Below are 14,039 nucleotides of genomic sequence, written 5' to 3'. Positions count from 1 at the left end.
AGATCCAGGCAGTGACGGCAGTTTATAACAATTTGGAAAGTTTATTCCCTAGGTAAAACTCCTTAGAAAAATATTTCCAAAAAAATTCTGCGGTGATCTACAGTTCAATCCGAGAGGTGCCATGCACTTCAAGAGCTCAAGAGTTCGTCGCCAGACGCTCTGTGAGCAACCTAGATAGGAGACAAGGTGAACGCGATGCCCCACTTACTGGCCGTGGCAACTTCGAGTGTTCTGTCGATGGCGTTGCTACTCGTGGAGAGGCAACGTCACCAGGGCATTCAGGCTGTCCTTGCCCGGCAGCAGATTTTGGCGCGCAAGCAATCGGCGTCGTGCGCTTCACTGACTTCGCTCATCTGCCGGCGGTAAACCGTCAGCGGATCCATTCGAAGGAACTCAAATGTTGACTGCCAAGATGGCTCCGACCGTTTCGGGTCGCACGGAGCCAGCCCCTTCGCCCTCCACGTCGGAGCAGGATTGTCTGCTCGAGGTTCGTGATGTGGGGAAATCTTTTCCAGGTGTTGTTGCACTCGACGGCGTCAAGTTTCGTGTGCGTCGCGGAACAGTGCACGCGTTGATGGGTGAGAACGGCGCGGGCAAGTCGACCTTGATGAAGATCATCGCTGGCATTTATATGCCGGACAAAGGCGAAATTCGCCTGAAAGGCGAGCCGGTCAAACTGCAGGGTCCTCTGGACGCGCTAAACCGCGGTATCGCGATGATTCATCAGGAACTGAACCTGATGCCCTTCATGACGGTGGCCGAAAATATCTGGATCCGTCGTGAGCCGAAAAACCGGTTCGGCTTCGTGGATCACGCGGCACTCCGCAAGCGCACACAGGCGCTCTTCGACCGCTTGTCAATCGACATCGATCCAGAGGTCGAAGTGCGAACGCTTAGTGTCGCTAGCCGCCAGATGGTGGAGATTGCGAAAGCGGTGTCATTCGACTCGGACATTCTGATTATGGACGAGCCAACATCCGCGCTGACCGATAAGGAAGTCTCGCACCTCTTTCGGATCATCCGGCAATTACGCGAGCAGGGCAAAGGCATCGTCTACATCACTCATAAGATGAACGAGCTGTTCGAGATTGCTGATGAATTTTCAGTTTTCCGTGACGGCAAGTACATCGGCACGCATGCTTCGAGCGACGTGACGCGCGACGACATCATCCGCATGATGGTTGGCCGCGAGATCACGCAGATGTTCCCGAAGGAGGAAGTGGCAATCGGCGGCGTTCTGATGTCAGTGCGAAACCTGACCGTCGAAGGTGTCTTCCATGACGTGAGTTTTGATCTGCGCGCGGGCGAGATTCTGGGGGTTGCCGGGCTCGTGGGATCGGGACGATCGAACGTCGCCGAAGCGCTTTTTGGCGTGGTGCCCGCCACGTCGGGAGAGATCCATATCGATGGAAAGCTGGTGAAGATCGACACGCCAGCGAAGGCAATGAAACACCGGATGGCTTTCCTGACCGAGGACCGCAAAGACACGGGCTGCTTCCTGAGTCTCGATCTGCTGTCGAATATGGAAGCGGCGGTTCTCAGGAATCGCTACGTGAAGTTCAATTTTGTCCAGCAGGCAGAGCTCAGAAAGGATTGCGAAGAAATGAGCCGCATGCTGCGTGTCAAGACGCCGGGCTTGCACGAAGAAATCCAGAACCTGTCGGGCGGCAACCAGCAGAAAGTGCTGATTGGTCGCTGGCTACTGACGAAGCCCCGAATCCTGATTCTCGATGAGCCGACCCGCGGTATCGACGTCGGCGCGAAAGCAGAAATTCACCGGCTCGTCTCGAAGCTTGCGGGTGAAGGAGTAGCCGTGTTGATGATTTCTTCCGAAATGCCGGAGGTACTTGGGATGAGCGATCGCGTGATGGTGATGCACGAAGGACGCATGACTGGCATCGTCGACCGTAAAGACGCGGATCAGGTCCGCATTATGGATCTGGCCTCACGCTGAGCGCGCCCGACCTAAACAACGTTTGGAGACAATACAATGAGCAATTTCAATTCGGTCGCAGACCCCCAGGTTACTCCGGTGAAGTCACGGCGCTTCAGATGGCCGCCAGAGCTGAGCATTCTGTTGGTGCTGGTGGGCATCAGCCTGGTTTTCGAAGCCCTCGGCTGGGTTTTCGTTGGACAAAGTTTCATTCTGAATGCCCAACGGCTCGAGATCATCATCCTGCAGATGGCCGTGATTGGCATCATCGCGGTCGGCGCCAACCTCGTGATCATTACGAGCGGCATTGACCTTTCCCCTGGCTCCGTAGTCGCCGCAGCGGCGGTCGTATCGGCGAGCCTTGCGCAGGTCTCGGACTATGCGTCGGCGGTCTTCCCTCACCTGACAGACCTGCCGGTCATCTGGCCGCTGCTCGCTGGCGTGGTCACCGGCCTGCTGGTGGGTTTGCTCAACGGTACGCTGATCTCGTGGACCGGCATCCCGCCGTTCATTGCAACGTTGGGAACGATGGTCGCAGCGCGCGGATTTGCGAAGTGGTTCACCAACGGTATGCCTGTCTCGATGCTGACCGACCAGTTTGCAGCGATCGGTGCCGGCATCAACCCCGTGCTGATATTCCTCGCAATTGCAGTGGTTTTTCACGTGGTGTTGCGATACACCCGCTTTGGCAAGGTGACTTACGCGATTGGTGCCAACCGCCAGGCCGCCGTCGTTTCCGGTATCAATGTCACACGTCATCTGATCTGGATCTACGCGATTGCCGGCGCACTCTCCGGTCTCGCAGGAACAGTGACCGCCGCGCGTGCTATCTCCGGACAGTCCGGTATGGGAATGATGTACGAACTTGACGCAATCGCGGCGGTTGTGATCGGAGGCACGTCACTGAACGGTGGCATGGGCCGCATCACCGGTACCGTGATCGGCGTGCTGATCCTCGGTGTGATGACCTCCGGTTTCACTTTCCTCCACATCGATGCGTACTACCAGGAAATGGTCAAGGGCGCGATTATCGTGGCCGCTGTTATCGCAGACCAATACCGCAACCGGAAAAAGCGTCGTTAAACATCAATCCGGGATCGTACGTGGCGACGGCAGCCGTCGCTACGTGTCCCGTCAACGGTTCTGTTCGCATCAGGCTATCGGCCCGCAGGCTGGTGTGGACCATAAAAATCGCGGAATTGACAGGGATTCTGCCCAGTGTTGAGTCAGGCCGCGCACTCTTCACTTTTGGATCGAAAAGGAAAAAGCATGACTTTAAATATCGGGGTGATTGGTTGTGGCGCGATTGGCCAGGACCATATCCGCCGACTCACCCGCACTCTCTCCGGTGCTCAGGTGGTCGCTGTTACCGACATCAATCCTCAGCTTGCTCAAGATGCCGTATCCAGCTACGGACTGAATGCAGAGATTTACTCTGATGGCATCAATCTGATTCTAGCGTCAGACGTTCAGGCCGTTCTGGTAGCCTCTTGGGGGCCGACGCATGAAGAGTATGTGCTGAAGTCGATCGAACAAGGTAAGCCGGTCTTCTGCGAGAAGCCGCTGGCCGTTACTGCCGAAGGCTGCAAGCGTATTGTCGATGCGGAGCAGGCCCATGGTCGTCGTCTCGTCCAGGTCGGCTTCATGCGTCCCTACGACGATGGTTACAGGGCACTAAAGAGCGTAATCGACAGCGGCACGATCGGTGCACCGCTGATGCTGCACTGCGCTCATCGAAACCAGTCGGTTGGTGAGCGCTACACGACCGATATGGCTATCACGGACACACTGATTCATGAACTCGATGTGCTTCGCTGGTTGCTCAACGAAGATTACGTGAGCACGCAGGTCGTCTATCCTAAAAAGACACGTAATGCATCGATTCACCTTGCGGACCCGCAGATCGTGATGCTCGAAACCGTCAGCGGTGTCCGTATCGATGTCGAAGTTTTCGTTAATTGCCAGTACGGATATGACATCCAGTGTGAAGTGGTGGGCGAGAAAGGTACCGCCAGGTTGCCCGATCCTCCAGCGGTCGCCTTGAAAAATGCGGCGCTGCACTCGTTGCCGGTCATGACCGACTGGAAGGAGCGATTCATTGCTTCCTACGATGTTGAGTTACAGGCATTCATTGACGGCGTGGGAGCGGGCGCGCTTACGGGACCATCGGCATGGGACGGATATTCGGCGGCCATTGCCGCAGATGCATGCGTTCTGGCACAGCAGTCCGGCAAGGTCGAACGAATCAAAATTGCTGAACGTCCTACCTTCTACTCAAACTAAGTGGTTGTACCCAGTCGATTTGGAGGCCACGATCCATCGAGAAGGTCGTGCTAGATGAGTTGAACAGCAATTTTCCCATCGCCTCCAATTCGCTGGCTATGGCGAGTGCACTGCACCCCGCTATTGTCAGTATTTGACTCAGGACCGCTACGATGAGCATTCCATTGGATTGAATCGACTGAGTAGTGCGGCGCGAAGACACGCGCTAGTCGTGACCGGCGTGGCCGATGCTCTGCTCGCGCAACGATGACAGAGGTCATCACGGCGAGGACTATCCCGGTGCTTGCTACATAAAAATACGCGCTCAATGTTCGGGCCGCTCTTGGGTTTCCTTTGTGGCTACGCTCGCGTGCTAACCATTTTATTTAATGCAGATATGTCCCTGAAATCCCCCACTTCGTTCTGACCCAACGGAGCGGGCTGGAAGCGGTACCAGACTTCGTGGCATCATGGCGTATTCGTCGTGGCTATCGAGTACGAAAGAGTTCTATCGAAGCCGGGGGAGCGTCATGAAAAAAGCGCGCCTCTATCGGCGTACCACGGGGCATACCTGCACAACATTTTGCCCGAATCTTGGTGTCCGCACGTAACAAGCCGAACATCGATTTTGGAATCGCCACATTGGTTGATAGAGATGAGTTCATTCGTACAACCGCCAACTACCGTTGATGAATTTCTGCAGCGCGTTTCTCAGGAATACGATGACCTGAGCAAGCGTCTAAAGGCCATCGCACATCATGTCGAGGCGAATCGCGATCATCTCGGACTTGAAGGGGTTCAGGCGCTCGCAGATCAGTGCGGCGTACAACCATCGGCGATCGTCCGCTTTGCCAAGCACTTCGGATTCTCAGGATTTTCTGAGATGCAACGCATGTTCCGCGATGGATTGGCCGAGCAAATCTCACCCGGACGCGCATATAGCCTTCGATTGAGAGACGTGATCGAATCGGGGGCGCCCAGCCTGAAACCTGAGCAGATTGCAGACGAGTTCATTAACGGTAGTATTGCTGGCATGCAGCAGTTGCGACAAGCGCTGGAAGGTGGGGAGTTCGCTCGTGCAGTTGATATGCTGGCGAAGACCCAAGCAATCTGGATTGCAGGCTCGCGTAGATCCTTTCCGATCGCTGTCTACCTTGACTACGCATTGCAACATACCGATAAGCGTATCGGCATGTTTAGCGGCTTGGGCAATATGCACCTCGGACAAATTCGCTCGGTTCAACGTAATGACGTTTTGATCGCAATCTCGTTTTCGCCCTACGCGGAAGAGACGGTGGAGGTGGCCAATCTGGCACGACAGCGTGGAGCGAAAATGATTGCTATCACGGATAGTCGAATGAGTCCTCTCGCCCGCGAGGCCGACTCAGTTCTGCTTGTACAGGATAGCGAGACATTTGGGTTCCGGGCGTTGTCCGCTACGATGGGACTTGCGCAGAGTCTTTTTGTTGCTCTTGCGTACCGGCTTGAACTGTCATATATACCCACCACTGAGCCAGGCGCAAGCAATACAGACTGAACCCAAGTGGATCGTCGATCAGATGGTCAACTTTGCAAAATTCATCCTCTGGCTGCCTTGGCACAGCTGATAACGAGTCTGCGGATGGGTAAGACAGGCATCTGCTGCGGATAAATGCCATCCCGGTATCGATATCAGCGCAGCTCGAGTAGGGGTACTCCATGGTCTGACAATGTCGGTCAACGCTGCTATTGCAACCTTCTGCGTGCGTTGAAGTACGACTGGAGTTGAACTTCGATTCTTGGCTTGATTGGTCAACGGTGTGCGGAACCCTGACTAATGCCCCCTTAACTTACCATCGCTGCGTCAAGCGCAACATCATGCGCGGTTCCATTCGACGCTCTCCACAGTATCGCCGATACCAAACGCGTTGGGACTGCATGGATATGCCATCCTAGGGTACGCCACGATCGTGCTGGCGAACATGAACAGTCCTCTTCCATTTTCTCAGATAGCCACGTCTTCGAGCAACGGGTTAGGCGAGAGCAAGATAAAGCAATATCGTTGGCTTTCGCAATTGAGTGCATCCTCAGCGCTCACGGGATAGCTCGCGTAAGAAAATATGGCGGTAGTACGAGAATTTGAAGAATTCTCTTCAAGATATCGGTTGCTGTTGCGGCGCGAGGTACTATAAATTTGAGATGAGATTGATAATTTCGATATGCCCAAGTACATGTGAATTATAAGCAATTTTAATTTTAAATTCTTGTTTAAAAATTTAAATTAAAAATAAAATTTAGAACCTTCGATAAGAATTTAATGATCCAGGAGACGGTGATGACAGGTATTGCTTTGCTTGGCGCAGGACGGATGGGAATTGTCCACGCAACTGCCATTAAATCAGCGGGCGCCAGCATTGTTGCAATCTATGATCCAGTGGAAAAGGCCGCTCGCGATTTGTCCGTGCAGACCGGCGCAAAGGTCTATGCCAATGCTGCGGAGGCGATGGCCGCAAGCGATGTAGATGCGATCATTATTGCGACTTCCTCAGATACCCATTCGATGCTGATCGTCGAAGGTTCGAAGCTGGGCAAGCCGATTTTGTGTGAAAAGCCTCTGGCTCCGAGCCTTTCCGAGACTTATGCATGCATCGAGGCGATCGGGGAGCGCGCAGCGAAAAAGGTATTCCTAGGCTTCAACCGTCGATTTGACATCGGTCACGCGAGCATGCGTGATGCGGTTGCAAACGGAGTCATTGGAAATCTCGAACAGTTGATCATCACGAGCCGGGATCCTCTTCCTCCGCCTCTTTCATACATTCCGCGCTCTGGAGGTCTTTTCAAAGACATGATGATTCATGACTTTGATATGACTCGTTATGTCCTTCGTGAGGAGCCTACGAAGATCACGGCGCACGGAAGTTCAATTGTCGATCGGGAAATCGGGAAATTGGGCGATATTGATACCGCTTCGGTCACAATGGAAACAGCGAGCGGGGTCATTGTTAATGTCACCAACTCCCGTCGATGCGCTTTTGGTTTCGATCAGAGAATTGAGGCGTTTGGTTCGCTCGGCATGGTTATATCTGACAATCCTAAAAAATCTGGGTTCAGAAAATACCTGAGCGGTGAGGTCGATTCAAGCGCGCCGATTCTTGAATTTTTCCTAGAAAGGTATGGCGACAGCTACAGCGAAGAAATCAGGCAATTTCTCGAGTGTGCGTCCCGAGGCGATGATATGCCGGTGAATGCCTTCGATGGATTGCAAGCAGCGACTTTGGCCGAAGCGGCCTCGGTATCCTTGAAGACTGGCCAGACAGTTGATCTGAAAGAATTCGCGCGCGCAAACGCCAAGGCTGCCTGAAAGATCAACATGCCAACCGTACTTTGTTTCGGAGATTCGAACACTTTCGGCACGAAGCCCATGTCGAACCGGGATTCGACTGAGCGATGGGACTACAGTTTGCGCTGGCCGGGTGTTTTGCAGCAGCACCTGGGGGGCGCGTGGCGAGTCATTGAGGAGGGGCTGCCGGGAAGAACCATCTCGCTCGACGATCCCGTCGAGGGAGATGATCGTAACGCCCTACGATATCTCCCGGCGTGTCTGCAAAGCCATAGGCCTCTGGACGTCGTAGTGTTCATGCTAGGCACAAATGACTGCAAGGCGAGATTTGGAAGAGATGCAAGAGGCATCGCAGAGAGCGCGAATGGATTGATCGACTGCGTGCTACAGCATACGCTTCCAGTGCAGGTACCACCTTGGATACTGCTGGTTTGCCCACCAGTGATTAATGAGGTGGGATGTCTCGCAGATGTGTTTTATGGTGCAAACGCAAAGTCATCGGAGCTTAGAATCCACATGCAGAAAGTCGCCGCAAGTAGGGGCGTGTCGTTTCTGTATGCCGGGCTAGTTGCAAAAATGAGTGCGATTGAGGGGATTCACCTCGATGCGAAAGGGCACGAGGCGATCGGACGGGAAGTCGCGGAAAAGATCAGGTCTTTCCCTGTTGGATAGGTTTTTGTTCTTATAATTTAGGTATATCTCAACGCATATTGATTTGATTTCCTAATTAATTGAAGTTGTCGTTTAGAAGATATATTTTCAACAGCAAGATGAATTTATCAGGAGACAAAACATGAAAATCCGGCGCTTCTTTTTTGGTATTGGCCTCGCAGCTAGCCTTGCCAGCCCGCTGGCAGCTCATGCTGAGAAAATCGGCGTGACGATGGTGGACTACAATGACACGTTTCGTTCGATGCTGCGAACCGGCATTGCCGATGCCGCGAAGAAAGCTGGTGCAACGGTGCAGTTTGAGGATGGCAAGCAGGATGTCAGCACGCAGCTTGCGCAGATCCAGAACATGATCGCGCAGCGGGTTGACGCCATTATCGTGCAGGCGGTCGACACCGACGCAACGCCCAAGATCACCAAGATGGTGACGGACGCGCACATTCCATTGGTCTATATCAGCTTGCGGCCTTCCGATTTTGACAAACTGCCGCCCACTGCGTCGTTTGTCGGCTCAGACGAAAGGGTCGGGGCTGCACTGGAGACCAAGGAGGTTTGCCGGTTGCTGAAGGGCAAAGGCGACGTGGTCGTTTTGATGGGTGACCTGATGCATGAAGCGACGCGCACCAGAACCAAAGCAGTCGAAACAGTCGCTGGTTCAAAAGACTGCCCGGGTGTAAAGGTCGTCGACAAGCGCGAAGGGAAATGGTCTCGTGTCAACGCAATGGACATCACTACCAATTGGCTATCGTCGGGAATCAAATTCGACGCCATCATCGCGAACAATGACGAAATGGCGCTCGGGGCTATTACCGCACTCAAGTCAGCGAAGAAACTGCCTAACGTCGTAGTTGCAGGCATCGATGCTACGCCGGACGCCCTGTCGTCTATGAAGGCTGGTGACCTCAAGGTTACAGTGTTTCAGAATGCGGCCGCGCAAGGGGCCGACGCTGTTGACACCGCAATGAAGCTGATCAAGAAGCAACCGGTGGATCGCTTCGTTAATGTCCCGTTCGAACTCGTTACTCCTGCGAACATGCAGCAGTTCATGCGAAAGAGCTGACTACGACGCTGCTGGTTGTTAAGACAGCGATGGAAGTAAGAATGCCAGCTCTTCGGCTGGCTTTCTCATTTGATCCTCGGCTTGCATTCGCACAAGGCGGCATTTTGACAAGCGCGGTCGAAAAAATTGGGCGTAGCGAAGATGAACGGCTTGGGAGAGAGCCCTGTCGTGTTCTCGGCCGCAAAGTAAGCTAACTAACCTCTATTGTCTATCGAGCGTTCTCTAGACAATAATAGTCGTCTATTGAATCCCTAGGACGAATCGTTCGCTTGACGTGACGCGTCTGCTTCGACGTTGGCGTTGGCTTGACCGACAACCTGACGATCCAGCTTTCGCTTCCTTGTCCACCTGGTTTGTTTCTTATCTTGTCCATGATCGGCGTTAGTTTTCGCCGGGCCACCAGGGTTGCGCTTGCGGCGCGTCGATCGCGTAGTCCTCAAGGCGCTTGCCCACGAGCCATTTTGGGCGTGCCCCCTTACCTGACCACTTTTTCCCGGTCGCGGGATCGTAGTATTTGGCGGGAGCGCGTGCAGGGCGATCGTAGCCTAACGCTCGGCGCACTTCCTTTTCGGTAATGCCGAGCAACTCGACTTCATCGCGGAACCGGGCCAAGGCGGCTGCCACTTCGCGCGCTCGGGCGTCGGCCAGCAGATCGTTCACGTGGCCAAGGTCCGCGCGCAGGGTTTTGAGATCGGGCATGGTCCGTCATGCGAATGCCGCGTTTGCGGCGACATCATGATTTTATCGTTGACTTCAAGTAGCGCAGGATTGGCACTAGACCTTACAAGCGGCGGAGGAAGGTCTGTGAGCGCTCACTGACTCGATCCAAGGCAAGCACGTTCAAACAGATAAGCACCGTTCGATAGACCACCGACGTCATGTAATTGGTGCCACATCATTGTGCGCGCAACCGCAACAAACATAAGGCAGACTGCGTGCGTGCCCGCGCCGGGTAGGGGTTCAGTCGTTCCAACCCTACATTCATAGCGTTATGTATAGCTTTGCAAACATCTGTATGTTGGGGGGGAGAGGAGGCCGTTCGCGCTCGAGGATTTGCTTGCTGAGTCCGATCAAAACTGCGCGCGGCGGTGCGTTGTAACCGCCTCAAGCGATTCGCGGCGACGGCTGACGACCCGCTGTGGTCCTTCGAGTGGGCTTCATCCAATGGCCGTTTAGCATGCGATTGCGGTTACTCGCTCAGCGAGACAGCGAACCGTGATCGGCCATCGCCGAGTACCATCTTTCCTGCGCCCGTCGCCGCTAGTCCATTCCGGCCGGCGCTCTCGTGCCTAGGCTGGCGCTGGGCATTTCTCGAACAGGCCGCTGCAATCGTCTCGACATTGGCTGGTCGGCGCGTCAAAGATGCATCGCATTGGGAACATGGACAACGACGAGCAATTCAAACAAGTGTTTGAGGCAATCATGGCCTTTGAGTGCGATGGCCCACTTCAAGACAATCACCCGGACCATGTTTGCTGCTCGGGCTGCTTCTCGGATTTCGGCTTGAGCCTAGAGGTCGCGCGCCGCGGAGAACGTATCGACTCCGCATGTCCGAACTGCGGCCAACGCAACGGGTGGAAAGCGAACAGAACTGCGCTCCATGATGCTGCACGCTCCTTCTTCAACCGGGGGTCAATTCGCAGGATGCGCTTCGGAGGTGCACCTACGCTTGCGTTCAACACCAAGCAGGCCAGTGCCGTGAGTGTGCCTCCGTGGTTCAAGAGTGACCTCTCGCTATTGGAGAGGATACTCAATATCGGAATCTTCCCCTATGGGCCGCGCTTGTGGATGCTCGGGGAGGTCGAGCCTCTCAAGGAGATGCAAGATGAACAACGACGGGACGCAGTTTTCCGGCGAATACTAAACGAGTATCCGGATAAGGAGCTCTCACCAAAGGACATCTTCTTTCGGCTTCGGGTGAATCCAAAGAACCCAGAGGATCCCGCTGAATACGATGCACCACCGAAGGAGTTTAGTGGCAGGGGACGACTGGATTCCCTTGGCCATCCAGTCCTCTACGGTTCAGCGGACTTGCAGGTATGCGTGCATGAGTGCCGTGTCTCTGCTGAGGATGAAACGTATGTGGCAACGCTTGCGCCGACGCGTCCGTTGAAGTTCCTCGATTTGTCTCAGGTTCTGCGCGAGCCCGAAGGCGTGACAGAGTTTGAGAGCCTTGACATGTCCGTGCACATGCTATTTCTCTCAGCGAACCACTCTTACGACATTACGCGACGTCTCTCCCTGATGGCAGCCGAGTCGGGCTTCGACGGTATCGTATACCCGTCGTACTTTAGCCTCCTGCGAACCGGGGCAATCCCCTTCGAGATTGCCTACGGACTATCGGGCCGAGTGATCGCTCGATACGCAGAGCATGAGCAATCGAAGATTGTTCCCAACTTGGCGTTGTTCGGATACCCCATTGCGGATGGAGCGGTCGAGGTCAAATGCGTTAACCGACTGCTTGTGACGCGCGTTGAGTATGACCTCAAGTTCGGTCCAGCTGGGGTGGCCTGACGGGTGCATTAGCGCTGCAACCCGATAATCCATACGTTGCCTGTGCATCGACCTGACAGTCGACATATGCGGGCGAACTGACGACGGCTAACTGGCTTGGAGCGGTCACTCAACCGAACTTCTCATATGACTGCTCTTAGCCCGGCAGCTGACAAAGGCGAGGGACGTCGTGCGTAACCGAACGCTACATAGGCAGCGCGTAGCACTGGCAGACGACGACCACCATAGACCGTTCACGCAAGGCGGCGGCCGCTCGAGACGGCACTCTCATTGCGATCTGAATTAGATCTCGCCGAGTGAACGCGCAAAGCAGGAAGAATAAGGCGCCCACGACAGAAGCAAGCCCACATCGAATTCACTGGGGTGTCCGCACACCGCGCGAAAAAGCTCCTTATGCGATATGGGTTTTGTCGCTCCCAACCCACCTGCAAACGTTTGCATGGTAGCTGCCCCATTCTTTCATATTGAAAGGGGCGAGATCTTGCGCTACTGTTGTCTGAGGAATTCAGATGGCAGCCAAGCTAGAGCAAAACTAAACCTGAGAGAAGGCAATGGGCCTCGACAACGCACGTTTGAACAACGTTGAAGACGTTTTTTCGTGCGTCCTCGATGAGCCGGAAATTGCTGTTGAAGTTCGTAGTGGCGAAGGCATTACAAAACTGAGCGATCTGGATGGCGTTCAGGCCAGAGGGGAAATACACGTCGCAGTGCTAAGTTCTAATCGCGACGTGGGGCAACAGTTGGGCGGCCAACTGGCCCGCGCCCGGAAGGGAGACATCTTTATCATTTACGCGCCAACAGCACGGGTTCGGCTTGCCGTCATTCATATTTTGAAGAAGAGATACTCAATCGGCGAGCAGTGGTTCGCAGAGGTGGTTCGAGCGCCATAGCCACAATTTGACCATGCTACGATCTTCTCTCTTCGAAGAGAGGAGATCGATATGGCAACGGAGATCGTAGGTCATTTCCAGGTGACAACACTCATCGGCCGGAGATCAAGCGGCCTCTGGTATGGCCGCTACAAGGTTGCGCGCGCCGACGATCCGAATGCGGTCCCAATTTTCGAAGGGCTGTGTCCCAATGCGCCTGATCCCGGCCTCGCAAGCGTCGCCGCTATGGCAGTCGGCAAGGAAAAAGCGGAATCGCTCCATCCTGCGATGCGACCAACACATTAGTCTCTTGACCTCCGGTAGTTCAAATCTCCCTTCGATGTACGGTCTAGTCCCGATGGCATCTGTTCGCCGGGGCATTGATTATTGGGGGTGATTCAGGGAGAGTTGCCATGAGCGCAAACGACATAATCCACGGCCCACCGTGGACGGACCGGCGCGCCCGCGCTGCGCGGATGCTGGCGTCGGGCATCAGCATGGAACTGGTATCGCAGAAGCTCGGTTTGAGTCGCTTTACTGCGCGGCGATACCAGACGCTCTTTGCAAGCGGTGGCGTCGCGGCACTTATGGCGCTTGGCGACGTGGGCCGCCGCCGTGGGCTTGCGCCTGAGGCGCAAGAGCGAATCATCTTGGCAATCAAGACGACTCCGCGCCGTCAAGGCCTCGCAGGGAGGTCCTGGACGCATGACCTTGTTCGGGACTTTATCGAGCGGGAGTTCGGCATTCGCTATTCGGCATCACATATCAATCGCTTGATCCGGGATCTGGGGTTGCGACCGCAGATAGCTTCCGGGACGACGACATCGAGGCTCACGCCGAGATGATCCTGCGAAATTGTCATAAAAATGTCACAATGACGCCCTGGTAAAAATCCGCGTTCTGTGCGGCTGAATTAGGGGCAAAGATGATTGTGAAATTCGAGCGCATTGGAGGCCGTCATGACGCGTAGTTACGACTATGAGGGCTTCATGCTTGAGATATCGGTTGAGTCCGATTTCACGCTCGGCGCCATGCGGCCCGTGCCGCGGCGCATAGGCTATGTCGCAATCGTCAGGATTTTTCAGGCATCCAATACGGTCGCAACGTTCTCGCCGCTGCGCTTTGGGGAAGCCGGTGGCCGACCTTTCACAACAGAAGCCGACGCGCTGATGGGGGGCTACAGCGCTGCGTGCAAGCTTGTTGATGACCTGTTCTGCCATGAAGGGCACTGACCCAACGGTTGCTGGTCAGCCAGCAACCTGCCACTTGTTCCGAAATGCTCCTACTCGGCCGAATCCATAGGCGCTTGGTGCGCGAACGCACAGATCGCATGTCATCAAGGCAATCTATATTCTTGGTGCGTGTTGCCCGTGTGGACGGGCAGTGACCAATGTGCGCCCGTGGAGCCTGCCG

13 protein-coding genes are annotated in these 14,039 nt (G+C 54.8%); 12 read left to right on the top strand and 1 reads right to left on the bottom strand.

Going from position 1 to position 14,039, the window contains the following annotated elements; translation table 11 throughout:
- Positions 1 to 412: 412 nt before the first annotated feature.
- The 7 genes from U5782_RS25850 to U5782_RS25825 all read left to right on the top strand — a co-directional run bounded on the left by U5782_RS25850 (position 413) and on the right by U5782_RS25825 (position 9,243).
- On the top strand, positions 413 to 1,954 hold the full coding sequence (locus U5782_RS25850) for a sugar ABC transporter ATP-binding protein (RefSeq protein ID WP_415914408.1): 1,542 nt from the start codon (positions 413 to 415) through the stop codon (positions 1,952 to 1,954).
- Between the two features lie 36 nt (positions 1,955 to 1,990).
- Entirely contained in the window at positions 1,991 to 3,016 is a 1,026-nt protein-coding gene (locus U5782_RS25845; protein ID WP_322046736.1) for an ABC transporter permease, read from the top strand.
- A 186-nt stretch (positions 3,017 to 3,202) separates the two neighbouring features.
- The gene (locus U5782_RS25840) at positions 3,203 to 4,216 is read left to right on the top strand and encodes a Gfo/Idh/MocA family oxidoreductase (protein ID WP_322046735.1); all 1,014 of its coding nucleotides are present in this window, start codon (positions 3,203 to 3,205) and stop codon (positions 4,214 to 4,216) included.
- 634 nt (positions 4,217 to 4,850) lie between these two features.
- Complete coding sequence (locus tag U5782_RS25835) at positions 4,851 to 5,732, top strand: MurR/RpiR family transcriptional regulator (protein ID WP_322046734.1); 882 nt, start codon at positions 4,851 to 4,853, stop codon at positions 5,730 to 5,732.
- A gap of 777 nt (positions 5,733 to 6,509) precedes the next feature.
- Positions 6,510 to 7,535, top strand: a complete 1,026-nt coding sequence (gene iolG, locus U5782_RS25830; RefSeq protein WP_322046733.1) for an inositol 2-dehydrogenase — start codon at positions 6,510 to 6,512, stop codon at positions 7,533 to 7,535.
- A gap of 9 nt (positions 7,536 to 7,544) precedes the next feature.
- Complete coding sequence (locus tag U5782_RS41670; RefSeq protein WP_415914407.1) at positions 7,545 to 8,186, top strand: SGNH/GDSL hydrolase family protein; 642 nt, start codon at positions 7,545 to 7,547, stop codon at positions 8,184 to 8,186.
- Positions 8,187 to 8,307: 121 nt separating this feature from the next.
- Complete coding sequence (locus U5782_RS25825) at positions 8,308 to 9,243, top strand: sugar ABC transporter substrate-binding protein (RefSeq protein ID WP_322046732.1); 936 nt, start codon at positions 8,308 to 8,310, stop codon at positions 9,241 to 9,243.
- A 381-nt stretch (positions 9,244 to 9,624) separates the two neighbouring features.
- Here the strand turns inward: U5782_RS25825 and U5782_RS25820 are convergent, their stop codons facing one another.
- The gene (locus U5782_RS25820; protein WP_322046731.1) at positions 9,625 to 9,942 is read right to left on the bottom strand and encodes an H-NS histone family protein; all 318 of its coding nucleotides are present in this window, start codon (positions 9,940 to 9,942) and stop codon (positions 9,625 to 9,627) included.
- 681 nt (positions 9,943 to 10,623) lie between these two features.
- Between U5782_RS25820 and U5782_RS25815 the strand changes: the two genes are divergently transcribed.
- From U5782_RS25815 to U5782_RS25795, 5 genes are all read left to right on the top strand, one after another.
- Positions 10,624 to 11,757: an RES family NAD+ phosphorylase gene (locus tag U5782_RS25815; RefSeq protein ID WP_322046730.1), complete on the top strand. Its 1,134-nt coding sequence runs from the start codon at positions 10,624 to 10,626 to the stop codon at positions 11,755 to 11,757.
- 551 nt (positions 11,758 to 12,308) lie between these two features.
- Complete coding sequence (locus tag U5782_RS25810; RefSeq protein WP_322046729.1) at positions 12,309 to 12,647, top strand: hypothetical protein; 339 nt, start codon at positions 12,309 to 12,311, stop codon at positions 12,645 to 12,647.
- A gap of 51 nt (positions 12,648 to 12,698) precedes the next feature.
- Positions 12,699 to 12,932 carry a hypothetical protein gene (locus U5782_RS25805; protein ID WP_322046728.1) on the top strand — a complete coding sequence of 78 codons (234 nt, stop codon included), beginning with the start codon at positions 12,699 to 12,701 and terminating at the stop codon, positions 12,930 to 12,932.
- 107 nt (positions 12,933 to 13,039) lie between these two features.
- On the top strand, positions 13,040 to 13,471 hold the full coding sequence (locus tag U5782_RS25800; protein WP_322046727.1) for a winged helix-turn-helix domain-containing protein: 432 nt from the start codon (positions 13,040 to 13,042) through the stop codon (positions 13,469 to 13,471).
- Between the two features lie 114 nt (positions 13,472 to 13,585).
- A complete protein-coding gene (locus tag U5782_RS25795) occupies positions 13,586 to 13,858 on the top strand; it encodes a hypothetical protein (protein ID WP_322046726.1) in 273 nt (90 codons plus the stop codon).
- The last annotated feature ends 181 nt before the right edge of the window (positions 13,859 to 14,039 follow it).

Origin of the sequence: Paraburkholderia sp. J67, assembly GCF_905220265.1 — a bacterium.
Classification (GTDB): Bacteria; Pseudomonadota; Gammaproteobacteria; order Burkholderiales; family Burkholderiaceae; genus Paraburkholderia.
The sequence above is the reverse complement of the archived record's forward strand: the minus strand, read 5'-3'. Positions and strand labels throughout refer to the sequence as shown.

Bases quoted from the DNA above. Each gene is read 5' to 3' on its own strand.
- U5782_RS25815 (WP_322046730.1), top strand. From the start codon at position 10,624: ATGGACAACGACGAGCAATTCAAACAAGTGTTTGAGGCAATCATGGCC.
- U5782_RS25810 (WP_322046729.1), top strand. From the start codon at position 12,309: ATGGGCCTCGACAACGCACGTTTGAACAACGTTGAAGACGTTTTTTCG.
- U5782_RS25840 (WP_322046735.1), top strand. From the start codon at position 3,203: ATGACTTTAAATATCGGGGTGATTGGTTGTGGCGCGATTGGCCAGGAC.
- U5782_RS25825 (WP_322046732.1), top strand. From the start codon at position 8,308: ATGAAAATCCGGCGCTTCTTTTTTGGTATTGGCCTCGCAGCTAGCCTT.
- U5782_RS25805 (WP_322046728.1), top strand. From the start codon at position 12,699: ATGGCAACGGAGATCGTAGGTCATTTCCAGGTGACAACACTCATCGGC.
- U5782_RS25845 (WP_322046736.1), top strand. From the start codon at position 1,991: ATGAGCAATTTCAATTCGGTCGCAGACCCCCAGGTTACTCCGGTGAAG.
- U5782_RS25800 (WP_322046727.1), top strand. From the start codon at position 13,040: ATGAGCGCAAACGACATAATCCACGGCCCACCGTGGACGGACCGGCGC.
- U5782_RS25795 (WP_322046726.1), top strand. From the start codon at position 13,586: ATGACGCGTAGTTACGACTATGAGGGCTTCATGCTTGAGATATCGGTT.
- iolG (WP_322046733.1), top strand. From the start codon at position 6,510: ATGACAGGTATTGCTTTGCTTGGCGCAGGACGGATGGGAATTGTCCAC.
- U5782_RS25835 (WP_322046734.1), top strand. From the start codon at position 4,851: ATGAGTTCATTCGTACAACCGCCAACTACCGTTGATGAATTTCTGCAG.
- U5782_RS25820 (WP_322046731.1), bottom strand. From the start codon at position 9,942: ATGCCCGATCTCAAAACCCTGCGCGCGGACCTTGGCCACGTGAACGAT.
- U5782_RS25850 (WP_415914408.1), top strand. From the start codon at position 413: ATGGCTCCGACCGTTTCGGGTCGCACGGAGCCAGCCCCTTCGCCCTCC.
- U5782_RS41670 (WP_415914407.1), top strand. From the start codon at position 7,545: ATGCCAACCGTACTTTGTTTCGGAGATTCGAACACTTTCGGCACGAAG.